A 21062-nucleotide genomic window follows, 5' to 3' on the forward strand; every position below is an offset into this window, starting at 1 on the left:
TGTGGACAACTTCCGGCCACCGCGCCTGACGGAGGCTCAGACGCCGGGGCGGCCCCGGCCTGCGGCGGCTCAGAAGGTGAGCACCGCCCGCGCCACCCGGCCCGCCTCCGCCTCCGCCCGGGCCTTCTCGAAGTCCTCCACCGGATACGTGGCGGTCACCAGCTCGTCCAGCAGGAGCCGCCCCTGCCGGTACAGCTCGGCGTACAGGGCGATGTCCCGCTGGGGCCGCGAGGAGCCGTAGCGGCAGCCCAGGACCGACTTGTCCAGGTAGAGGGAGGAGACCAGGAAGGACGCCTCGGCCGTGGCCGGGGGCACGCCGAGCAGCACCGCCTGGCCGTGCCGGTCGAGCAGGTCGACGGCCCGGCGGATCAGCTCCACCCGGCCCACGCACTCGAAGACGTGGTCGGCCCCCGTCGGCAGCAGGTCCCGCACCCCCTGCGCCGACGTCAGGAAGTCGGTGGCGCCGAACCGCCGGGCCGTCTCCTCCTTAGCCGGGTTGGCGTCCACGGCCACGATGCGCAGGGCGCCCGCGAGCCGCGCGCCCTGGAGGACGTTCAGCCCGATCCCGCCCGTGCCGATGACGACCACGCTGTCCCCGCGGTCCACCCGGGCCCGGTTCAGCACCGCGCCGACCCCGGTGAGCACCCCGCACCCGATCAGCGCGGCGGACGTCAGCGGGATGTCGTCGGGGATCCGCACCGCCTGCACGGCCTTGACGACCGTGCGTTCCGCGAAGGCCGAGTTCGCGGCGAACTGGTACACCGGCTCCGCACCCCGTGTGAACGGCTGCCCCGGACGCCCGATCGCCCGCCGGCACATGGTCGGCCGCCCCCGGTCGCACTCCGCGCAGGTACCGCAGTTGGCGAGCGTGGACAGGGCGACGTGGTCACCGGGTGCGACATGGGTGACGCCCGCGCCCACGGCCTCCACGACCCCGGCACCCTCATGGCCGAGCACCACCGGTACGGGGAACGGGATGGTGCCGTCCACCACCGACAGGTCGCTGTGGCACAGTCCGGCCGCCGCGATCGCGACCAGCACCTCCCCCGGCCCGGGCTCCCGTACCGCCAGGTCGTCGACGACCCGGACCTGCCCGCCGTCGAACACCACACCACGCATCACACGGCCCCCTTCGGCTCGGCCGGCAGACCGAGCACGCGCTCGGCGACGATCGTGCGCTGGATCTGGTCCGAGCCGCCGTAGATGGTGTCGGCCCGGGAGAACAGGAACAGGTGCTGGGCCGCGTCCAGCGGGTACGGCGACCCGGCCGACCAGTCCGCGGGCCCCACGGCCGCCGCCGCGCCCCGGACCTCGACCGCCAGCTCGCCCAGCCGCTGGTGCCAGGCGGACCACAGCAGCTTGGCCACACTGGGCGCGCCGGGGCCGGCCGGGCCGCCGAGGGTGCGCAGGGCGTTCCAGCGCATGACCCGCAGCTCGGCCCACTGGCGTACCAGCCGGGCGCGCAGCACCGGGTCGTGTACGGCCCCGCTCGCCACGGCGGCGTCGAGGACCTGCGCCAGCTCCCGGGCGAAGCCGATCTGCTGGGCCAGGGTCGACACCCCGCGCTCGAAGCCGAGCAGGCTCATCGCCACCCGCCAGCCGTTCCCCTCCCCGCCGACGACGTGCTCCGCGCGCGCGTGTGCCCCGTCGAAGAAGACCTCGTTGAAGTCGCTCGTGCCGGTCAGCTGCCGGATGGGCCGGACGTCGATCCGGCCGGGCTGGTCCATCGGCACGAGCAGGAAGCTCAGCCCGTGGTGCCGCCGGGCGGCCGGGTCGGTCCGGGCCAGCACGAAACACCAGTCGGCCTCATGGGCGAGCGAGGTCCAGATCTTCTGCCCGCTGATCCGGTAGCGGTCGCCGTCCCGCACCGCCGCCGTCCGCACCCCGGCGAGATCGGACCCGGCACCGGGTTCGCTGTACCCCTGGCACCACAGCTCCTCGCCGGCGGCGACCGGAGGCAGGAACCGGCTCTTCTGCTCCTCGCTGCCGTGCGCGAGGAGGGTGGGCGCCAGCAGGTTCTCCCCGATGTGCCCGGAGCGCGGGGGCGCCCCCGACCGGGCGTACTCCTCGGCCCACACGACCTGCTGGGTGAGGGTGCCGGTGCGGTTGCCGTACCCCGACTCCGGCCACCCGAGCCCGATCCAGCCGGCGGCACCGAGGGTCCGCTCCCAGTCCCGCCGCGCCCCGGTGGCACCGGCACGCTCCCCCAGCCAGCCCCGGACCTCGGCCCGGAACGCCTCGTCCTCGGCGGTGAATCCAAAGTCCACAGGGTTCCTCCTCATAGCACCGGTGCCGGCCAAGGGGCGCGGGGAACCGCGCGACCGGCCACCACGCACCCGCAACCGCCGCACCACAACGCGCCCCGGGCTCTCAGGCGTTCGGCCTGCCCCCACGCCGCGCCGCCTCCTCCATCGCCCCCAGCTCGGAGAGCATCCGCATCGGATCCACCCCCACCGACCCCGGCAGCACCTCGGCGATCCGCTCCGGCGTCCACCCGTCGAAGGCGTACGCGGCACGCAGTTCCCTCGGCTGTGCCCACACCGCGATCTTCGGCCCGGCGATCGTGTACACCTGCCCCGTGATGCCCTGCGCGGCGGCCCGTTCGGACAGCAGGTACACCACCAGCGCGGCCACGTCCTCCGGCTCGCCGATCTCCGCGAGTTCCATCGGCACGTTCGCCGACATCCGGGTGCGGGCCACCGGCGCCACCGCGTTCGCGGTCACGCCGTACTTGTGCAGTCCCAGGGCCGCGCTGCGGACCAGGGAGATGATGCCGCCCTTGGCCGCGCTGTAGTTGGCCTGCGAGACGGACCCCTGGTGGTTGCCGCTGGTGAAGCCGATGAGGGTGCCGGACCGTTGCGCGCGCATGACGGCCGAGGCGGCCCGGAACACGGTGAAGGTGCCCTTCAGGTGGGTGGCGACGACCGGGTCCCACTCCTCCTCGGTCATGTTGAACAGCATGCGTTCGCGCAGGATGCCCGCCACGCACACGACACCGTCGAGCCGGCCGTGGGCCCGCACCGCCGTGTCCACGACCCGCTGCCCCCCGGCCATGGTGGAGATGTCGTCGGCGACCGCGACGGCCTCCCCGCCCGCCGCCTCGATCTCCTTGACGACGGCCTGCGCGATCTCGCTGGTGGGTGAGGCGCCGTCCACCGCCACGCCGTAGTCGTTGACGACGACCTTCGCCCCTTCGGCCGCCGCCGCCAGCGCCACCGCCCGTCCGATACCGCGCCCGGCCCCCGTCACGGCGATGACCCTGCCTGCCAAGAAGTTCCCCACGTCCGGCCCCTTCCCGCAGTTTCTGACGGTTCGTTAGATTGACGGTCCGTTAGATTTTATGGCCCGCCGTACGCACGGGCACAAGCCCCGGGGAGGCACCGGATGGCACTGGCGGAGGAGTTCCACGAGATCGCGGGGCGCGTGAACAACTGGGGGCGCTGGGGCGCCGACGACGAGACCGGCACCCTGAACCTGGTCACGGACGAGGTGGTGCGCGCGGCCGCCGCCGAGGTGCGCACCGGCCGCCGCGTGCCGCTCGCGCTCCCCCTCCGGCAGGACGGCGTGCAGACGGGCGTGATCCCGGGCCGGGTCAACCCGCTGCACGTGATGGTGCAGCTCAACCAGGAGCTGTTCGGGCCGGGGACGGTGGCGTGCAGCGACGACGTGGTCACCATGGGCCTGCAGGCCGGCACCCACTGGGACGCGCTGCCCCATGTGTCGCACTCCGGGAAGCTCTACAACGGCCGTCCGGCGCACACGGTCACCGCGCACGGCGGCGCGGAGTTCGCCGGCATCGACAAGGTGCGCCACCTCGTCTCGCGCGGGGTCCTGCTGGACGTGGCACGCGCGCGCGGGGTGGACCGGCTGGCGGGCGGCCACGCGGTGTCGCCGGAGGACCTGGAGGCGGCCGAGGAGTTCGCCGGTACGCGCGTGCGTGCCGGTGACGTCGTGCTGGTACGGACCGGGCAGGTGCAGCTGTATCTGGCCGGGGACAGGCACGGGTACGGCCATCCGTCGCCGGGGCTGTCGGTGCGCTGCCCGGAGTGGTTCCACGCGCGCGATGTGGCGGCGGTCGCGAACGACACGCTCACCTTCGAGGTGTTCCCGCCCGAGGTCGAGGACCTGTGGCTGCCCGTGCACGCCCTGCACCTGGTGGAGATGGGGATGCTGCAGGGCCAGAACTGGAATCTCGAAGAGTTGTCCACAGCCTGTGGAGAAGCGGGGCGGTACGCGTTCCTGCTGTCGGCGACGCCCGAGCCCTTCGTGGGCGCGACGGGCACACCGGTGGCACCGGTGGCGATCCTCTGAAGCGCGAGGGCGATGACGGCCACGGCGGCCACGGCGGCACGCTTGCGGTTGGCGGCGCGCCTCCCCCACCGTCGTGCGCGCGCCGCCACCCGCCGCGACCCACCTTCGACGAGGACCACCGATCCCCCGGGCGGCCCTCGCCGTCCCCTCGCGGCGAATCGTCGCCCCCCAGCCTGATCAGCCGTTCAGAAGACGTCAACGCCGGTACGGGGATGTGTTGCGACACCATGCTCGCGGGACCCGCGCACGGTTGCACTGCCCGGCGCATCGCCGCTTGCGGCGACTACACGGCTTCGAAGGCGAGACCCTCGTACGCGGACGAACCGCCCCCGTACGCCATCGCCGCGCTCTCCCGGGACGAGGAACAGCGGTCCAGCTCGCACCAGATGCTCTTGCCGGCGCCGTCGGGGCTCCAGCCCCAGCGGTCGGCCAGGCAGTCCACGAGGGCCAGGCCGCGCCCGCCGGTGGCCTCACTGCCGGCGCAACGGGGCACGGGGGCGCGTGAACTGCCGTCCGCGACCTCGACGCGGACCGTGGCCGACGCGCACTCCTCGGCGGCCGGACCCGGCAGGCACAGCCGCAGCACGGCCGGCCGGCCGGTGTGCACCACGGCGTTGGTCACCAGCTCGGAGACGAGCAGGATCAGGGTCTCGGCCAGCGGCTCGTCGGCCGTTATCCCCGATCCGGCGAGCCGCGAGCGGGCCCACCTTCTGGCTCGCCCCACCTCCGCGGGGTCGGGCCGGATCTCCAGCTGCACTTGAAGCACCTGCACCGCTCACACCATCCGAACCGGCGGACACATGACCCCACGCCGACCGCGTGCCACGGCGTCGGCCGTGGCGACGATCACGACGAGGGCCACGATCGTAGCCATTTTCTGCATGGCCAGAACAACGGCCAGAGCAGGGGTCACGGACTGTGACTCCCTTGCGAGACAGCATGGTTGACGTACAGTCACCCCAACAAGCGCTTCGGGCATATTCCCGCGCGAAGGAGTACGCCTGAGGCATACTGTGCGACGCTCGTGCCGGGGAGTCGAACAAGCGGCGGTCACGGCCGCGACCGCCCCGCGAACAGCGGCGCGCACCGCGCGGTCCGGCACCGTCCCAGGGGGACCGCCGGCCCGGCTCGTACGCGCAGCCACTCGCATCCCACACAAGGTACCGGAGCACCCGCCCGACTCCAGGCCGTGACGAGTCTCAAGCAGGACACAACCCGGTATCAACGCTCCGTGATTCCAGTGCGCCACGATCCGCGACATCGTAGGCCAAGGCTTTCCGGTGCCGCGGTCCGGGACACCACCGTCGGGTCAGCCCGCCAGCGCGGCGGCGAGCAGCTCCGCGCCCTGTGCGCTCCCCCCGGCGCGCCCGGCCCGCACCCAGGCCCGTTTCAGGTGCAGGTGCACGTCCGCCTCCCAGGTGAAGCCCATGCCGCCGTGCACCTGGAGGCAGTCGCGCGCCCCCTGCACGGCGGCCTCGTCGGCGAGCAGCCGGGCGGCGGCGATGTCGGCGGGGTCGGCGGTGACGGCGGCGGCGTAGACGGCGACCCGGGCGGTCTCGGCCCGCACCAGCAGGTCGGCGCACAGGTGCTGGACGGCCTGGAAGGCACCGATCGGCCGTCCGAACTGCTCGCGCCGCCGGGCGTGTTGCACGGCCAGCTCGCACACCCGTCCAGCCGTGCCCAGCTGTTCGGCGGCGGTGAGCAGGACGGCGACGGGTTCCGGTGGACCGGGGGCCGGCACCCGGTGCAGCGGGGTCAGCGGGTCCACCGACCGCAGCGGTACGGCACCGGAGACGTCCCCGCGGACCACGTCGGCCGCGTCCAGCCACTCCGCCAGCTCCCCGTCGACGGCGGCCACGACCGTCTCTCCGCGCGCCGCGCCCGGCACGTCCGCGGCCGCGAGGTGCGTGGCGACCAGCGGCCCGGGCAGCAGCGCCCGGCCCGCCTCCTCGAACACCAGCACCGCCTCGGGCAGCCCCAGTCCGACCCCGCCGTCCGCCTCGGGCAGCCGCAGGGCGAAGAACCCGGCCTCGCCGAGGGTCCGCCACAGGGCCCGGTCGAGCCGGCCGGGCGCGTCGACGGCGGCGCGCAGCGCCTCCCGGCCGAAGCACCGCCCCAGCAGCTCCCGCGTGCCCGCCCGCAGGGCGTTCTGGTCGTCCGTGAGCCGGAAGCGCACGGTCACCTCCCCCTGGGCAGGCCGAGGATCCGCTCGGCCACGATGGTGCGCTGGATCTGCGAGGTGCCGGCGGCGATCGTGTACGCCAGCGAGGACAGCCGGTCGAGCACCCAGGGGCGGTCCAGGTCCAGGCCGTCCGGGCCGAGGACCTCCGCGGCGGCGTCGTACAGGTCCTGCCGGGCGTGCGAGTAGCGGAGCTTGAACACCGAGCCGCCCGGGCCCGGCACCCCGCCGTTCGCCTCCGCCGCGCTCACGTTCCACTGGACCAGCCGCCACAGCGCCCGGAACTCCGCGTCGAGCCGGCCCAGCCGGCGGCGCAGCGCGGGATCGCCCCAGCGTCCGTTGTCGCGTGCCGCGCGGGCGAGTCCGGCGAGGACGCGGCGGCAGGCGACGACCTCGCCGACGAACGCGGTGCCGCGTTCGAAGGAGAGGGTGACCAGGGTGACGCGCCAGCCGTCGTTCTCCTCCCCCACCCGGTTGGCGGCCGGCACCCGCACCTCGTCCAGGAACACCTCGGCGAACTCCGCCGACCCGGCCAGGGTGCGCAGCGGCCGCACGGTGACGCCCTCGGCGTCCATCGGCAGGGCCAGCCAGGTGAGGCCCCGGTGCCGGGGCGCGGCGGGGTCGGTGCGGACCAGCAGCTCGCACCAGTCGGCGACTTCGGCGTGCGAGGTCCAGATCTTGGCCCCGGTCACCACGTAGGCGTCGCCGTCCCTCCGCGCGCGCGTGCGCAGCGACGCGAGGTCGGAACCGGCGTCCGGTTCGCTGAATCCCTGGCACCACACCTGCTCGCCGCGCAGGATCGGCGGCAGCCAGCGCGCCCGCTGCCCGGCGGTGCCCTCGGCGGCGATCGTCGGCCCGGCGTGCAGCAGTCCGACGAAGTTGGCGCCCACGTAGGGCGCGCCCGCCTGCTCGGTCTCCTCCAGGAAGATCAGCCGGAGGGTCGGGGAGGCGTCCCAGTGCACGTGGGCGTACCCGGCGTCGTACAGCATCCGCTGCCAGCCGAGGTCGTAGGCGCGGCGGCCGGGCCAGTCGCCGGGCGGGGGTGCGGCCGGCAGGGTGGGCAGTACCGTGCCGAGCCACTCGCGCAGCCGGGCCCGGAACTCCTCCTCCTCGGGCGTGCAGGAGAGGTCCACTAGCGGTCCAGGTCCAGGCCGAGCATGCGGATGGCGTTGCCCCGCATCAGCTTGTACACGGTCTCGTCGTCGAGGCCCCGCACATGGTCGAGGGCGACCTCCCTGGTGTGCGGGAAGGTCGAGTCGACGTGCGGGTAGTCGGTCTCGAAGGTGGCGTTGTCGCGGCCGACCACGTCGAGCGAGGCGACGCCGTGCTTGTCGCGGAAGAAGCAGCAGTAGATCTGCCGGTAGTAGTACGTCGAGGGCGGCTCGGGGATCAGGTCCCGGACCCCGCCCCAGGCGCGGTGCTCCTCCCACACGTCGTCGGCGCGTTCCAGGGCGTACGGGATCCAGCCCATCTGGCCCTCCGAGTAGGCCAGGGTGAGCCGCGGGAAGCGCACCAGGACCCCGCTGAAGAGGTAGTCCATCATCGAGGCCATGGCGTTGTTGAAGCTCAGGGAGGCCTGGACGGCGGGCGGTGCGTCGGGGGAGGCGGCGGGCATCTGGGAGCTGCTGCCGATGTGCATGTTGACGACCGTGCCGGTCTCCTGGCAGACGGCGAAGAACGGGTCCCAGTGGCCGGAGTGGATGGAGGGCAGCCCGAGATGGGTGGGGATCTCGGAGAAGGTGACGGCCCGCACCCCGCGCGCGGCGTTGCGCCGGATCTCGGCGACGGCCAGATCGACGTCCCACAGCGGGATCAGGCACAGCGGGATCAGCCGGCCGCCGCTGTCCCCGCACCACTCCTCCACCATCCAGTCGTTGTAGGCGCGGACGCAGGCGAGGGCGACCTCCTTGTCGTGGGCCTCGGCGAAGGTCTGCCCGCAGAAGCGCGGGAAGGTCGGGAAGCAGAGGGAGGCCTCGACGTGGTTGAGGTCCATGTCCTTGAGGCGCTCGGCCGGGTCCCAGCACCCGGGGCGCATCTGCTCCCGGGTGATCCCCTCCAGGGTCATCTCGTCCCGGTCGAAGCCGACGGCGGCGATGTTCCGCTTGTACGGGAACTTCAGGTCCTCGTAGATCCACCAGTCGGTGGGCTGGCCCTGCGGGTCCATGGTGATCTGGTACTTCCCGCCGACGTAGGCCAGTTCGCCGATCCCGGCGGTCAGCGGCCGCGGCCCCCGGTCCCGGTACTTGGCGGGCAGCCACGTCCCGAAGAGGTGCGCGGGCTCGATCACGTGGTCGTCGACGCTGATGATGCGGGGCAGTTCGGTCGCCATGGTCCCCTCCGCCGGACGGTACTTATCTGATGGTCCGTCAGATAGCATGGCAGCTGACGAGTCGTCAGCCAAGCAGGGGGCACCCGTGGACGAGACCCCGCACACCCTGAGTTCCGCCCGCACCCTGTGGGAGCTGGCCGACCGGCGGGCCCGGCTCACCCCCGACCGCCCGGTGCTGCTCCAGGGCGGCCGGACGCTCACCTTCGGGGGTCTGCGGGACGGCGCCGAACGGGTCGCGGCGGGCCTGTACGGCATGGGGGTGCGCCCCGGCACGGTGGTCGCCTGGCAGCTGCCCACCCGCATCGAGACCGCCCTGCTGTCCTTCGCGCTGGCCCGCCTGGGCGCCGTGCAGTCCCCGTTGATCCCCTACTACCGGGACCGGGAGGCCGGGTTCGCGCTGCGCGCGTCGAAGGCGGAGTTCTTCGCCGTACCGGGCGTCTGGCGCGGCCACGACCACACCGCGATGGCGCACCGCCTCGGCGCCAGGGGTGTCTTCGAGGCGTACGGCACCCTCCCCGACGGCGACCCCTCCGTGCTGCCCCCGCCGCCCGCGGAGGGCACCTCGGTCCGCTGGATCTACTGGACCTCGGGCACCACCTCCGACCCCAAGGGCGTGCTGCACACGGACCGTTCCCTGATCGCGGGCGGCTCCTGCCTGGCCCACGCCCTGCGCCTGTCGGCGGCCGACGTCGGCTCCATGGCCTTCCCGTACGCCCACATAGCCGGCCCCGACTACACGGTGATGCTCCTGCTGTACGGCTTCCCGGCGGTGATGTGCGAGCACTTCGCGCTGCCGGAGGCGCTGGCGGAGTACCGGCGGCACGGGGTGACGGTGGCCGGCGGCTCCACGGCCTTCTACTCCCTGTTCCTGGCCGAGCAGCGCAAGCGGCCGGACGAGAGGCTGATCCCCTCCCTGCGGCTCCTCGCGGGCGGCGGCGCCCCCAAGCCGCCCGGGCTGTACCACGCCGTGGTCCGCGAGATGGGCGTCCAGCTCACCCACGGCTACGGCATGACCGAGGTACCGATGATCACCATGGGCGACCCCGAGGACACCCCCGAGAACCTGGCGACGACCGAGGGGCGGCCCCCGGAGGGCATGGAGATCCGGATCGCCGACGGCGAGGTACGGCTGCGCGGTGAGGCCGTCTGCCAGGGCTACCTGGACCCCGCCCAGACGGCCGCGGCCTTCGACGCCGACGGCTTCCTGCGCACCGGCGACCTCGGGCACCTCACCCCGTCCGGACACCTGGTGCTCACCGGCCGCCTCAAGGACGTGATCATCCGCAAGGGGGAGAACATCTCCGCCAAGGAGATCGAGGACCTGCTCGCCGCCCACCCCTCGGTCACCGAAGCGGCCGTCATCGGCCTCCCCGACCCCGACCGCGGCGAACTGGTCTGCGCGGTCCTCGAACAGCCGCCGGGCGCGCCCCGGCTGACGCTCGGCGAGGCCGTCTCCTACCTGCGGGCGAGGGGGCTGTCCGTGCACAAGCTGCCGGAACGGCTGGAGGTGGTGGACGCCCTGCCCCGGAACGACACCCTGCGCAAGGTGCTCAAGTACCGGTTGCGGGAGCGGTTCTCGGCTACTCCGGGACGGTGAAGTAGCGGGCGAACGCCGGCACGAGGTCGGGCTCGGTGATGTGGCCGTCGGTGTCGGCGTCGAGCGTGGCGGCCACCGCCCGGGCCGTGTCGGCGGGTACGTGCAGGACCCGGAGGACGCGGGCGGTGTCGGTGACCGTGATGCGGCCGTCGGCGTCGGTGTCGGCCACCGCGAGGGCCGCGTGCAGGAAGGGGCGGGCGATCTCGGCGAACCGGCCGGGGTTGTCGCGCAGCCGCTTGACCGCGCCGGTGACGAACTCCTCGCGGGTGATGCGCTGGTCGCCGTCCCGGTCGGCGATGCCGGCCATGCCCTGCCAGAACGCCTCCGCGCCGGCGTAGAGCGCCTGCCCCTTGTCGGAGCGGGCGGGCACGGCGAACTCGGCGAGCAGGGCCTTGGCCGCGGCGTTGAAGTCCTCGCGGTCGATGTAGCCGTTGCCGTCCTGGTCGAAGGTGGCGAACCGGGCGGCGATCCTGCGCTCGTACTCGGTGCTGACCATGTCTTTCGGACCGCCTTACATTGACGTGGGGGTTGATCCGGGTGGGAGCGTACGTCGCGGGGGCGGTGAAGTGTCGGTGAAGCGGCGATTGTGTCAAAACCGGGGGAATTCCGGGACAACCCTGTGGCGGCGGGCCGGGGAACGTGCTCAGGCCGACAGCGGGTCGGCGTCCTCGGAGGTGGCGGCCTCCACGTCGGGGCGGACGTCGAAGAGGCGGCGGACGCCGAGCGCGCCGAGGACACGGTTGACGTGCGAGCCGTCGACGGCGCCCCGGTCCGGCAGGATCAGCCGCAGCCGGCCCTGGCAGGAGCGGATCAGCCGGCGGGCGGCGATGAGGACGCCGACCCCGCTGGAGTCGCAGAAGAACACGTCGGAGAGGTCCACCACGAGGCTGTGGTGCCCCTCCGCCACGACGTCGTGCACCCGCTGGCGCAGCACCGGCGAGGTCATCAGGTCGAGTTCCCCGGACACCCGGAGGACGGCCCACTCGCCCTGTTCGACGCCGGTCACGTTGAATGCCACGGCCCTGCCCCTCCGCTCGCCGGATCTCCCGGAACCGCCCGGAAACGGAAGCAGTTCCTACGTTTCTTTCCGCGCGGCTGCCCAGCGGCCGTTCCCTGAAACTTGATGCGGCAAACGGCACGTGATCGTCAGGGGGCTTGTTTCGGTCACTATCGATCCTGTTCGATCAGGGATAGACACACCTCGTGTGAAGCTTGTGTGAAGAGGGCACTATCACCTGCGGCCCTTCCGGGGGCGCACATTGACACAAAGGGGCGTGCACCGTCGGACGTGCCGACTACATTCGAGAGGGCAGGACCGACAGGCTGGACGGACCGGACAGGGTGAGGGGAGGGGACCGCATGGCCGGGAAGGACGTACCGCCCCGCTGGGACCGCAAGATGCAGCAGCGGCTGGCCCGCGGCGAGGCAGCCGCGCTGGGCGAGCTGTACGACCGCTTCGCCTCCCTGGTGCACAGTCTCGCCCACCGCGTCCTCGGCGACGAGCAGGCCGCCGACGCCGTCACCCGCGAGGTCTTCGCCCACGTCTGGGAACACCCCGAGATCTACGACCCCAAGCAGGGCACGCTGCGCTCCTGGGTCGCCGCCGTCACCCACCAGGTCGCCGTACAGCGGCTGCGGGACCGGGAGGAACGGGAGCAGCCACGGCACGAGGAACGGGAGAGCACGGTCCGGCGCGCCTCCGTCGCCGCCCGCGCCGACTACATCGTCCACTCCATGCCGGCCCCGCTGCGCGCCGCCCTGGACCTGGCCTACTTCCAGCGCCGCGACTACCGCCAGACCGCGGCCGACCTCGGCGTCACCGAGGACGAGGCCCGCCGCCGGCTCCGCCTCGGCCTCCAGCTCCTGTCCACCGCCCACGACGCCGGCACCCCGCCGGGATACCGGGGTGCGGTGTGAACGGGGCGGACCGGTTCGGCTCACACGACGGACGCGGCGCACACGGCGGGCGTGACGGCCGTGGGGCAGGCGGAACCGGCGGCGGCGCGGGGGACGTCCCGCGCGGGGCCGGCGGCCCCGGCCCGGCACCGGCCCCGCGCATACCCACGCCCCGCGCATCCGTGGAGGACAGCGGGCTCCCGCTGCCCGACCTCGCCGACCTGGGGGACCTCGCACCCGTGCCGCTCGACCTCTCGCACGACGTCCTGAAGTCGCTGCTCGGCGCCTGGGCGCTGGCCGCCTGCTCCACGGCGGAGACGGCGGCCGTCGAACACCACCTGGGCGACTGCGGCAGCTGCGCCGACGAGGCCCGCCGGCTGCGCGAGGCGGTCGGCCTGCTGCACCAGCCGGAGAGCCTGGACCTCGATCCCGGGCTGCGCACCCGCGTCCTGGAGAGCTGCCTGAGCCGCCGGCCGCCGCGCATCCCGGTGCCCGGCTGGGCGGCGCCCTACGACGCGGAGACCGCGCGGCTGGACGCACTGCTCCAGGACTTCGGGGATGCGGAATGGCATGCGCCCGTGCGGCTGCGCTGGTTCGAGGCTGACGCGCCGACCAGCCGTCGTACGACGGTCGCCGGGGTGATCGCGCACCTGCTGTCGGTGGACGGCATGGTCGCCACGGCGCTCGGCCTGGCGGATCCGCTGGCCGGCGTCCCCGGCGCGGCGGACCGGGGGGCCACCGGGCCGGCCGGGCGGACGGAGGCCTACTGGCGGGCCTCGCACTTCCCGCCGACGCGCTCGGTGCGGGGACCGTGGCGGGAGCAGAGCCACAGCCTGGTGCGCACGGTGTCCTTCACCGGCGGCCAGGCGGGCGGACTCGAGGTGTCGTACGGCGACTTCGCGCTGCCGCTGCACGACGCGATGCTGGACCGCGCCTTCGAGTGCTGGGTGCACGCCGAGGACATCGCGGACGCGGTGGACTACCCGTACGAGCCGCCGGCGCCGCGGCACCTGAACCGGATGATCGACCTCGCGGTCCGGGTGCTGCCGACGGTGCTGGCCGGGCGCCGCCGCGCGGGCCTGTCCGCGCCGGGCCACCACACCCCGCACCTGGTCCCGGCCGGCGCGCCCGGCCGCAGCCTGCGTCTGGAGATCGAGGGCTCGGGCGGAGGCGAGTGGCTGATCCCCCTGGACTCACCGGCGGCCCGCGGCTCCGCGGACCTGGAGGTGGCCCATGTCGCGCTGGACGGCGTGGAGTTCTGCCGGCTCGCGGCGGGCCATGTGCCGCCGGCGGAGGCGGCGGCCGGTCAGGTCGGCGACCGGGAGGCGATCGGGGACGTCCTGCTCGCGGTCGCCTCGCTCAGCCGGATGTGAGCGAGGGGCGGGGCCAGGCGTCCGAAGGGGGCGCGGAGAACCGAGCGGACGACCCTCACGCGCCCGCGCCCGCCGGACGGCCCGAGCCCCTCCGAGCTGCTAGGCGAACACCACCGTGCGGCGCCCGTTGAGCAGGATGCGGCGCTCCGCATGCCACTTCACCGCCCGCGCCAGCGCCTGGCACTCCACGTCGCGCCCGATGGCCACCAGCTGGTCCGGCGTCACACCGTGCCCGACCCGCTCGACCTCCTGCTCGATGATCGGCCCCTCGTCGAGGTCGGCGGTGACGTAGTGCGCCGTCGCCCCGATCAGCTTCACGCCCCGCGCGTGCGCCTGGTGGTACGGCTTCGCGCCCTTGAAGCTCGGCAGGAACGAGTGGTGGATGTTGATGATCCGGCCGCTCAGCTGCTTGCACAGGTCGTCCGAGAGCACCTGCATGTAGCGGGCGAGCACGACCAGCTCGACCCCCTCCTCGCGCACGATCTCCAGCAGCCTGGCCTCGGACTCCGCCTTGGTGTCCTTCGTCACCGGAATGTGGTGGAAGGGGATGTTGTAGGAGCCCACGAGCTCCTCGAAGTCGGTGTGGTTTGACACCACAGCCACGATCTCCACCGGCAGCGCGCCGATCCGCGCCCGGAACAGCAGGTCGTTCAGGCAGTGCCCGAACTTGCTGACCATGAGCAGGATGCGCATCTTCTGGTCGGCCCGGTGGATCTGCCAGTCCATGTGGAAGGAGTCACCGATCGCGGCGAAGCTCGCCCGCAGCTTGTCCACCGTCACCGGCGCCTCGGCCGAGAAGTGGACTCGCATGAAGAACAGTCCCGTGTCGTGGTCGCCGAACTGCTGGCTGTCCTCGATGTTGCAGCCGGTCATGAACAGATAGCTGGACACGGCGTGCACGATGCCCTTTTTGTCCGGGCAGGAGAGCGTGAGGACGTACTGGTCGGCCGGTGCGGCGGCGGAAGTGGCGGACTGATCGGTCATGCACCACAGGGTCCCACACCGGTTCCCCCGCGCGGGCCGCCGTCCGCTACGCGGACCTCGTGAGGATCCGCAGCACCTCCAGGCTCTTCGGCGCCGCGTCCGGGTCCTCCCCGTCGCTCACCGACATGCGCACGTGCGCGTCCCGCGCCGCCCGCACCGCGTCCGGCCAGCCGGGGTGCTCCATGTACACGGCGACCGGCGCGTCCGGGCCGACCTGGTGCATGATCCGCAGCACCCGCAGCACGGCGGTGTCGACGAGCGCCGCCTCCTGCGAGTCCCGGAATATGGTGCCGACGTACTTCTCGGCCGACCAGTTGTCCAGCCAGGTGTCCTCCACCAGCCGGTACACGGCGTCCGTGACGTCGCCGTAGCCGTCCGCGCCGGCCAGCCAGACGTCCCGCTGGAACACCGGGTCGGAGAGCATGTGCAGCGCCGAGCGCACGTTGCTGCGCCACCGCCACCACGGCATGTCGTTCAGGGGCATGCCGCCCATGGTGGAGGAGCGACGGCCGCGACGGGAAGTGTTCTCCGAACCTTGCACGGTCATCGATCGTACGTTCCCCGCCGCGGAAGCATCACCTGCCCCGGTAATTCACCTCTGCGTCACCTTCCGGCGACCGAAGGTCACTTCCAGGTTAGTGCTGTGAGGGAATCGTGCGTGTGCATGACCGGCAGGCGACGCACGCGCAGTACCCCCTTCCCCGCCCTTCCCCGCCCCGTCAGAGCCACCGCCCTCGCGGCGGGCGCGGTGGCCCTCTGTGCGTCGCTCACCGCCGCCTGCGGGGTCGTCCCCGGAGCCACGGGGGGCTCCGGGGACGACCCGGTCAAGGTGATGACCTGGGCGCCGCAGGACACCGACGCGACCAACAAGCCGGGCATGCCCGCGATGGCCCGCGCCTACGCGAAGTGGGTCAACTCCCACGGCGGCGTCGACGGCCGCAGGCTTGAGGTGCTCACCTGCAACGACCACAACGACAGCGTGGGCGCCGCCAAGTGCGCCCGGCGCGCGGCGGCCGAGAACGTGGTCGCGGTCGTCGGCTCCTACAGCCAGTTCGGCGACTCCTACCTCGCCCCGCTGGAAGGCGCCGGCATCCCCTACATCGGCGGTTACGGCGTCACGAACGACGAGTTCACCGGCGCCATGTCCTACCCGGTCAACGGCGGCCAGCCCGCCCTGCTGGCCGGCCTCGGCAGGGCCCTCGCCGCCGAGTGCGGCCACGTCGCCCTGGTCCGCCCCGACAGCATCGCCGGCGACGAACTGCCCGCGATGCTGGATTCGGGGCTGAAGTCGGGCAGGCACCCGGACGCCGCCGACCAGCTCGCCGCCGAGGACGCCACCGAGTACGGCGGCCAGGCCGAGCAGGCACTGCGGTACGCCACCGGGGACGCGACCAGGAAGGGCTGCGTGGTGCCCGCGCTCGGGGACCGCACGGACACCTTCATGGACTCCTTCCGGCGGGCCCGGGCGAACTTCCCCGACGTGCGCACGGCCACCGTGCTCGGCAGCGTCGACCAGACCGTGATCAACGCGACGGGCGGGGCGACGGGGCCGTACGAGGGGGCGTACATCACCGGCTGGTACCCGGTCGCCTCCGACCCGCGGTGGGACGCGATGAAGAAGGTGATCAACGAGGAGGCCTTCGGCGACAACCGCATCGACCCCGCGGACGCCGGTGTGCAGACCACGTGGATCGCCTACACCGTGCTCAGGGCCGTCCTGGAGAGGATCGGCGCCGGGGAGGTGAGCGCCGACACCGTGCGCCACACCCTCGACGACGGCCTGCGGGTCTCCACCGGCGGGCTCACCCCGACCCTGCGCTGGCCCTACGAGGGCAGGCTCGCCGCCGTCGGCTTCCCGCGGCTGGTCAACGCCGACGTCACCCTCCAGGTGGTGCGGGACGGCAAGCTGGTCGCGGCCCGCCGGGGCATCGGCGGCGCCGACGGCATCGCCGACATGACCGCGACCCTGCAGAACGCGGACGTGCCGTGACGGACCCCGCGGGCGGGGTCCGTCCTTGCCGGCCGGCCGGTCAGAGCTGGGTGGGCTGGCGCCGGGTCAGGCCGTACTTCTGCGCGATGGTGTTCCACAGCGCCGCCGCCTTCGTCTTCTGCGCGCTGGCGGTGCCGCTCTCCCGGTTGCCGGCCTGGGTCTCCCCGGTGGTGCGGGCGTGCCCCTTGTGGCAGACCTTGCGGTTCTTGGCCTGCTCGGCCCAGGCCGCGTAGTGGTTGTCGGCCGCGGCCGACGCCTGCCAGGCCCGGGTCAGCGCGGCCGTCAGCCCGGCGTTGCCCGGCAGCTTGTCCACGGACAGCTTGCCGAGCCGGGTGACCAGCTCGCCCCGCTGCCCGGCCGCGTCCCGCAGGTTGCCGGCGGCCTGGTCGAGGTTGTCGCACCGCTTGACGTCGGCGACGGCCTGGATCACCGAGGACCGGCTGCTGCCGCTGTCCGCGAGCAGCTTGTCCAGCTCGACCGCCTGCTGCCGGGCCGGGTCGGCGGCCGGCGAGGCGGAGCCCTCGGTGGTGGCCGGGGACGCGGCGGCGACCGTCTTGTCGGCACCGCCCTTGTCCTTGCCGCCCCCGCCGCTCAGCAGCGCGCCGGCGCCCACGCCGATCACGACGATGCCCACGCCGGCCGCCACGAGCAGCGGCACCCGCGACCGGCCCCCGCGCCGGCCGCCGCCGTCGTCGTCCGGGCCCGCGTCGTACGACGGCTGCGCCGGGCGGTACGACGCCTGCGCCGGACCGGGGTAGGCGTCCGGCTGCTGCACGCGCGGGAGCTGCTGGGTGGACCCGGCCGGGCCGTCGCCCCCCGGGCCGCCGCGGAAGAGGTTGTCGAACTCGGCGGGCGGCTGCCGGTCGGCCCCCTGGGCCTGGACCTGGGGCTGGGTCTGCGTCTGGGCCGCGTAGGGCGGGATGTACTGGGTGGCCTCCGCGTCGGAGGGCGCGGGCGCGGCCTGCCGGGGCACCTGGCCGAGGTAGCGCGTCTCCTCGCCGCCCGACTCCGGCGGCAGCGCACCGGCCGCGACGGGCGGTATGTACTGGGTGGCCGCCTCGCCGCCGGGGCCGGCCGGGACCGGGGGGATGTACTGGGTGGCGCCGTCGGCCGGCGCGGCCTGCACGGGCGGGAGGTACTGGGTGGCGCCCTCGTCCGCGGGACCGGCCGGGACCGGCGGGAGGTACTGGGTGGCGCCGTCCGCCGTCGGGGGCAGCGGGGCCCCCGCGCCCGGGTAGGCGGGCGGCAGCGGCGCCTGCTGCTGGTGCTGGTGCTGGTGCTGCGGGGCCTGCTGCTGGTAGGCGTCGGGCGTGCCGAAGCCCGGCTGCTGGGCGGCGCCGTAGCCGCCGTACGCGCCCTCCTGGCCGCCGTACGCGCCCTCCTGGCCGCCGTAGGCCGGGGCCTGGCCGCCGTAGGCCGGGGCGCCCTCGGGGGGCAGCGGGCCCGGGTTCGCGGCGGGCGGGGGCTGCTCCTGGCCGCCCCACTGCGGGGCCGGGGCCCAGCCCTGGTCCTGGTCCTGCCGGGGCGTCTGCTGCCCGGGGCCCCAGGAGGCACCCCAGGTCTGCCCGCCGGCCGGGCCGGCGGGCGTCGCGGTCATGCCCGGCAGCAGGGGCTCGCCTCCGTCGGAAGGCAGCACGATGCCTTCGCGCGCGGGCCGCGCCGAGGGCTCCTCGCCCTGTCCACTCTGCGTCACCGGGACTCCTACTAATGGGGGACCTTGTGAATCGTCGGCTCACGCTACCGGGTCCCCCGAGCCGCGTGCCACGCAGCTCGGAACGCGACCTCCTTCCCTGTGACAGCGGTAACACGGCCACCCCGCGACGCGCTGTTCACGGCACCCGGCGCACTCCGGGTGCCGTTCGCCTCCCGTTCACGCCCCCGCGGGGCCGGTGTTCACGCCGCCTGCTGGAGATCGAGGCGCGCGCCGAACTCCCGCACCACCGCCTCGTCCCGGAAGGGCTCCAGGCGCTGCTGGAGGTCGTCCAGGTACTCGGCGCCCCGGTTGGAGCGCAGCGTCTCCAGCAACTCCACGGCCTTCATGCCGGTGTTGCAGGCCTGCTCGACCTCCCGCTGCTGCACCTGGGCCGTGGCGAGCAGCACGTAGCCGATGGCGCGCCGGCGGACCCGGGACTCCGGGTGCCGGGCCAGCGCCTCCTCGGCGTACTGCGCCGCCTGGTCGGCCTGTCCGAGGTCGCGGTGGCAGTGCGCCAGCTCGTCGGCCAGGTAGGCCTCGTCGAAGTGCCTGATCCACACCGGGTCGTTCCCGGCGGCGCCGTCCGCCCGTCCCATCGCCTCGGCCGCCCGCCCGCCGGCCGCCTGCGCGGCGCGCGCATCGCCGAGCAGGGCGTGCCCGCGCGCCTCGGCGGCGTGGAACATCGCCTCCACGCGCGGGGTCACATGCCCGCGCGCGCCCTCCTGCGCCGCCCGCGCCAACTGGGCGATCTCCCGCGGGTTCCCGAGCTGCGCGGCGAGGTGGCTCATGGAGGCGGCGAGGACGTAGCCGCCGTAGCCGCGGTCCCCGGCGGCCTGCGCGAGCCGCAGCGACTGGATGTAGTACCGCTGGGCGAGGCCCGGTTGGCCGGTGTCGACGGCCATGTACCCGGCCAGCTCCGTCAACCGCGCGACCGCCGCGAAGAGTTCCCGGCCCACCGCCTCCCGGTACGACCCCGCCAGCAGTCCGGAGACGACGCTGTTGAGGTAGTGCACGACGACCGGGCGCACGTGACCGCTGCCGTACTGGTGGTCGAGGTCCACCAGCGCCTGCGTCATGGACCGTACGGCGGCCACGTCGGACTGGCCCACGCGCGGGCCCGCCTGCCGGGCCACCTGGGCGTCCGGTGCCGAGATCAGCCAGTCGCGGCTGGGCTCGACCAGCGCGGAGGCGGCGACGGAGGAGCCGGACAGGAAGTCCCGGCGCCCCACGTCGCTGCGCCACAGCTCGCAGACCTGCTCGATGGCCCCCAGTACCGTCGGCGAGAACTGGAGACCCACGCCCGAGGCGAGGTTCTTGCCGTTGGCCATGCCGATCTCGTCGATCGTGACCGTGCGGCCGAGCTTGCGCCCGAGCGCCTCGGCGATGATCGCCGGTGCCCGGCCCCGTGGCTGCTGCCCGCGGAGCCAGCGGGCCACGGACGTCTTGTCGTAGCGCAGGTCGAGACCGTGCTCGGCGCCGCACATGTTGACCCGCCGGGCCAGCCCGGCGTTCGAGCACCCCGCTTCCTGGATGAGTGCCTGCAGCCGTTCGTTCGGCTGCCTCGCCACGAGAGGCCTTGCGGCCATGTGCTTACCCCCTGCGTTGCGATCCCCTGGAGCGTGGAATTCCGGTCGGGAGGATCCGGCCGGTTCGATCCGTTCGGGAAGATCACTGCCCAACTGACATACCGTCAATGCGCGACATGTGCGGTTTGCCGGGGTAACAACGAATGCCACCCCACCCCTGGCTACCCGTCTCACGCCCCGTCTCCTCCCGCGCGCCCCCGGACGTGCACCCATGCGCCCCGACTGCCGAATCGATGCTCCTCCCCCGCGCGCGGTACAGCCGTAACTCAGGGTGGGTGCGGGAGTTGAGTGGGGCGTGGAAGAGACGATCGCGGGCGCCCAGGACAGTCAGATGGCCGGTCACATTCCGCAGCAGCGCGGGGAATCGCTGTTGGAGACCGCCGTACGGTACGCCGAGGAGCGGCACTGGGACGTGTTCCCGGGCACCTGGCTGGATGTCGTCGACGGGATGCAGCGCTGCTCGTGCGGTGACGCCTCCTGCCCTGCGCCGGGTGCGCACCCCGCGCGCCCCGACTGGGCGACCCAGGCGACCGGCAGCGCGACCGTCGCCCGCCGGATGTGGCAGAAGCAGCCGACGGCGTCGATCCTGCTGCCGACCGGGCGGACCTTCGACGCGCTGTCCGTCCCGGAGAGCGCTGGGTTCCTGGCGCTCGCCCGGATGGAGCGGATGGAGCTGACGCTCGGTCCGGTCACCCTGACCCCGGACCGGCGGATGCACTTCTTCGTCCTGCCCGGCGCCTGTGCGAAGGTGCCGGAGCTGGTGCGCAAGATCGGGTGGTCGCTGTCGTCACTGGATCTGGTGGCCCAGGGCGAGGGCGCGTACGTGGCCGTGCCGCCCACGCGGTTCGGGTCGCGCGGGGCCGTGCAGTGGGCCTGCCGGCCGACGCCCGCGAACCGCTGGCTGCCGGACGCGGAGGAACTGATCTCCCCGCTGGCCTATGCGTGCGGGCGGGACCGTTAGCCGGTCGCCCACCCGTCTGCCGGGTTCCGTCTCCTCGGCGACTGCCGCTTCGCCGTGGCCGGTCGCGCAGTCCCCCGCGCCCCTCAGGGCGTTGCAGTGTGCCGGCTCAAGGGGCGCGGGGAACTGCGCGAGGAACCCACCGCGTGCCCGCAGACGCCGACGA

General features: G+C 73.6%; 19 protein-coding genes. 6 read left to right on the plus strand and 13 right to left on the minus strand.

What is annotated here, in order from left to right; translation table 11 throughout:
• Positions 1–69 precede the first annotated feature (69 nt).
• The 3 genes from IG05_RS0112000 to IG05_RS0112010 all read right to left on the minus strand — a co-directional run bounded on the left by IG05_RS0112000 (position 70) and on the right by IG05_RS0112010 (position 3282).
• A complete protein-coding gene (locus tag IG05_RS0112000) occupies positions 70–1119 on the minus strand; it encodes a Zn-dependent alcohol dehydrogenase (protein WP_030341810.1) in 1050 nt (349 codons plus the stop codon).
• Positions 1119–2267 carry an acyl-CoA dehydrogenase family protein gene (locus tag IG05_RS0112005; RefSeq protein WP_030341811.1) on the minus strand — a complete coding sequence of 383 codons (1149 nt, stop codon included), beginning with the start codon at positions 2265–2267 and terminating at the stop codon, positions 1119–1121. The genes IG05_RS0112000 and IG05_RS0112005 overlap by 1 nt, the downstream gene beginning before the upstream one ends.
• Before the next feature lie 103 nt (positions 2268–2370).
• Entirely contained in the window at positions 2371–3282 is a 912-nt protein-coding gene (locus IG05_RS0112010; protein ID WP_030341813.1) for an SDR family NAD(P)-dependent oxidoreductase, read from the minus strand.
• 102 nt (positions 3283–3384) lie between these two features.
• On the opposite strand from IG05_RS0112010, the gene IG05_RS0112015 reads away from it, so the two are divergent.
• A complete protein-coding gene (locus tag IG05_RS0112015) occupies positions 3385–4311 on the plus strand; it encodes a cyclase family protein (RefSeq protein ID WP_030341814.1) in 927 nt (308 codons plus the stop codon).
• Between the two features lie 283 nt (positions 4312–4594).
• On the opposite strand, the gene IG05_RS0112020 is transcribed toward IG05_RS0112015, so the two are convergent.
• The 4 genes from IG05_RS0112020 to IG05_RS0112040 form a co-directional block, all read right to left on the minus strand.
• Positions 4595–5068, minus strand: a complete 474-nt coding sequence (locus IG05_RS0112020) for an ATP-binding protein (RefSeq protein ID WP_030341816.1) — start codon at positions 5066–5068, stop codon at positions 4595–4597.
• Positions 5069–5620: 552 nt separating this feature from the next.
• The gene (locus tag IG05_RS0112030; RefSeq protein ID WP_030341818.1) at positions 5621–6487 is read right to left on the minus strand and encodes an acyl-CoA dehydrogenase family protein; all 867 of its coding nucleotides are present in this window, start codon (positions 6485–6487) and stop codon (positions 5621–5623) included.
• A gap of 2 nt (positions 6488–6489) precedes the next feature.
• Complete coding sequence (locus IG05_RS0112035) at positions 6490–7623, minus strand: acyl-CoA dehydrogenase family protein (protein ID WP_030341819.1); 1134 nt, start codon at positions 7621–7623, stop codon at positions 6490–6492.
• Positions 7623–8819 carry an amidohydrolase family protein gene (locus IG05_RS0112040; RefSeq protein WP_030341821.1) on the minus strand — a complete coding sequence of 399 codons (1197 nt, stop codon included), beginning with the start codon at positions 8817–8819 and terminating at the stop codon, positions 7623–7625. The genes IG05_RS0112035 and IG05_RS0112040 overlap by 1 nt, the downstream gene beginning before the upstream one ends.
• A gap of 46 nt (positions 8820–8865) precedes the next feature.
• Here IG05_RS0112040 and IG05_RS0112045 point away from each other — a divergent pair, with 46 nt between their 5' ends.
• On the plus strand, positions 8866–10416 hold the full coding sequence (locus tag IG05_RS0112045) for a class I adenylate-forming enzyme family protein (protein ID WP_420707585.1): 1551 nt from the start codon (positions 8866–8868) through the stop codon (positions 10414–10416).
• Here the strand turns inward: IG05_RS0112045 and IG05_RS0112050 are convergent.
• Together IG05_RS0112050 and IG05_RS0112055 are read right to left on the minus strand one after the other, a co-directional pair.
• Positions 10400–10912 (minus strand): EF-hand domain-containing protein, encoded by a 513-nt coding sequence (locus IG05_RS0112050; protein WP_030341824.1) that lies wholly within the window; start codon positions 10910–10912, stop codon positions 10400–10402. The two genes, IG05_RS0112045 and IG05_RS0112050, sit on opposite strands and share 17 nt — an antisense overlap.
• A gap of 147 nt (positions 10913–11059) precedes the next feature.
• Positions 11060–11434, minus strand: coding sequence for an STAS domain-containing protein (locus tag IG05_RS0112055; protein WP_030341826.1), 375 nt, complete (start codon positions 11432–11434; stop codon positions 11060–11062).
• Between the two features lie 341 nt (positions 11435–11775).
• On the opposite strand from IG05_RS0112055, the gene IG05_RS0112060 reads away from it, so the two are divergent.
• The gene (locus IG05_RS0112060; RefSeq protein ID WP_030341827.1) at positions 11776–12333 is read left to right on the plus strand and encodes a sigma-70 family RNA polymerase sigma factor; all 558 of its coding nucleotides are present in this window, start codon (positions 11776–11778) and stop codon (positions 12331–12333) included.
• Positions 12315–13685 carry a maleylpyruvate isomerase N-terminal domain-containing protein gene (locus IG05_RS0112065; RefSeq protein ID WP_420707590.1) on the plus strand — a complete coding sequence of 457 codons (1371 nt, stop codon included), beginning with the start codon at positions 12315–12317 and terminating at the stop codon, positions 13683–13685. Before IG05_RS0112060 ends, IG05_RS0112065 begins: the two co-directional genes overlap by 19 nt.
• 99 nt (positions 13686–13784) lie before the next feature.
• On the opposite strand, the gene purU is transcribed toward IG05_RS0112065, so the two are convergent.
• Positions 13785–14669 (minus strand): formyltetrahydrofolate deformylase, encoded by an 885-nt coding sequence (gene purU / locus IG05_RS0112070; protein ID WP_030341831.1) that lies wholly within the window; start codon positions 14667–14669, stop codon positions 13785–13787.
• A 46-nt stretch (positions 14670–14715) separates the two neighbouring features.
• On the minus strand, positions 14716–15216 hold the full coding sequence (locus tag IG05_RS0112075) for an SCO4402 family protein (RefSeq protein ID WP_063760080.1): 501 nt from the start codon (positions 15214–15216) through the stop codon (positions 14716–14718).
• Positions 15217–15333: 117 nt separating this feature from the next.
• On the opposite strand from IG05_RS0112075, the gene IG05_RS0112080 reads away from it, so the two are divergent.
• A complete protein-coding gene (locus IG05_RS0112080; protein WP_030341834.1) occupies positions 15334–16659 on the plus strand; it encodes an ABC transporter substrate-binding protein in 1326 nt (441 codons plus the stop codon).
• A 40-nt stretch (positions 16660–16699) separates the two neighbouring features.
• Here IG05_RS0112080 and IG05_RS0112085 read toward each other — a convergent pair whose 3' ends face one another.
• Together IG05_RS0112085 and IG05_RS0112090 are read right to left on the minus strand one after the other, a co-directional pair.
• Positions 16700–18352, minus strand: coding sequence for a hypothetical protein (locus IG05_RS0112085; protein WP_030341840.1), 1653 nt, complete (start codon positions 18350–18352; stop codon positions 16700–16702).
• 200 nt (positions 18353–18552) lie between these two features.
• Complete coding sequence (locus tag IG05_RS0112090; RefSeq protein ID WP_030341842.1) at positions 18553–19938, minus strand: hypothetical protein; 1386 nt, start codon at positions 19936–19938, stop codon at positions 18553–18555.
• Positions 19939–20233: 295 nt separating this feature from the next.
• On the opposite strand from IG05_RS0112090, the gene IG05_RS0112095 reads away from it, so the two are divergent.
• Entirely contained in the window at positions 20234–20899 is a 666-nt protein-coding gene (locus IG05_RS0112095) for a bifunctional DNA primase/polymerase (RefSeq protein ID WP_030341844.1), read from the plus strand.
• Positions 20900–21062 lie beyond the last annotated feature (163 nt).

The sequence above is a fragment of the Streptomyces sp. NRRL S-1022 genome (genome assembly GCF_000720135.1).
GTDB lineage: Bacteria > Actinomycetota > Actinomycetes > Streptomycetales > Streptomycetaceae > Streptomyces.

Excerpts from the sequence above, each read along its gene's own strand:
- IG05_RS0112000 (WP_030341810.1), bottom strand. The coding sequence starts at position 1,119 with ATGCGTGGTGTGGTGTTCGACGGCGGGCAGGTCCGGGTCGTCGACGAC.
- IG05_RS0112015 (WP_030341814.1), top strand. The coding sequence starts at position 3,385 with ATGGCACTGGCGGAGGAGTTCCACGAGATCGCGGGGCGCGTGAACAAC.
- IG05_RS0112040 (WP_030341821.1), bottom strand. The coding sequence starts at position 8,819 with ATGGCGACCGAACTGCCCCGCATCATCAGCGTCGACGACCACGTGATC.
- IG05_RS0112045 (WP_420707585.1), top strand. The coding sequence starts at position 8,866 with ATGGCAGCTGACGAGTCGTCAGCCAAGCAGGGGGCACCCGTGGACGAG.
- IG05_RS0112050 (WP_030341824.1), bottom strand. The coding sequence starts at position 10,912 with ATGGTCAGCACCGAGTACGAGCGCAGGATCGCCGCCCGGTTCGCCACC.
- IG05_RS0112060 (WP_030341827.1), top strand. The coding sequence starts at position 11,776 with ATGGCCGGGAAGGACGTACCGCCCCGCTGGGACCGCAAGATGCAGCAG.
- purU (WP_030341831.1), bottom strand. The coding sequence starts at position 14,669 with ATGACCGATCAGTCCGCCACTTCCGCCGCCGCACCGGCCGACCAGTAC.
- IG05_RS0112075 (WP_063760080.1), bottom strand. The coding sequence starts at position 15,216 with ATGACCGTGCAAGGTTCGGAGAACACTTCCCGTCGCGGCCGTCGCTCC.
- IG05_RS0112080 (WP_030341834.1), top strand. The coding sequence starts at position 15,334 with ATGACCGGCAGGCGACGCACGCGCAGTACCCCCTTCCCCGCCCTTCCC.
- IG05_RS0112090 (WP_030341842.1), bottom strand. The coding sequence starts at position 19,938 with ATGGCCGCAAGGCCTCTCGTGGCGAGGCAGCCGAACGAACGGCTGCAG.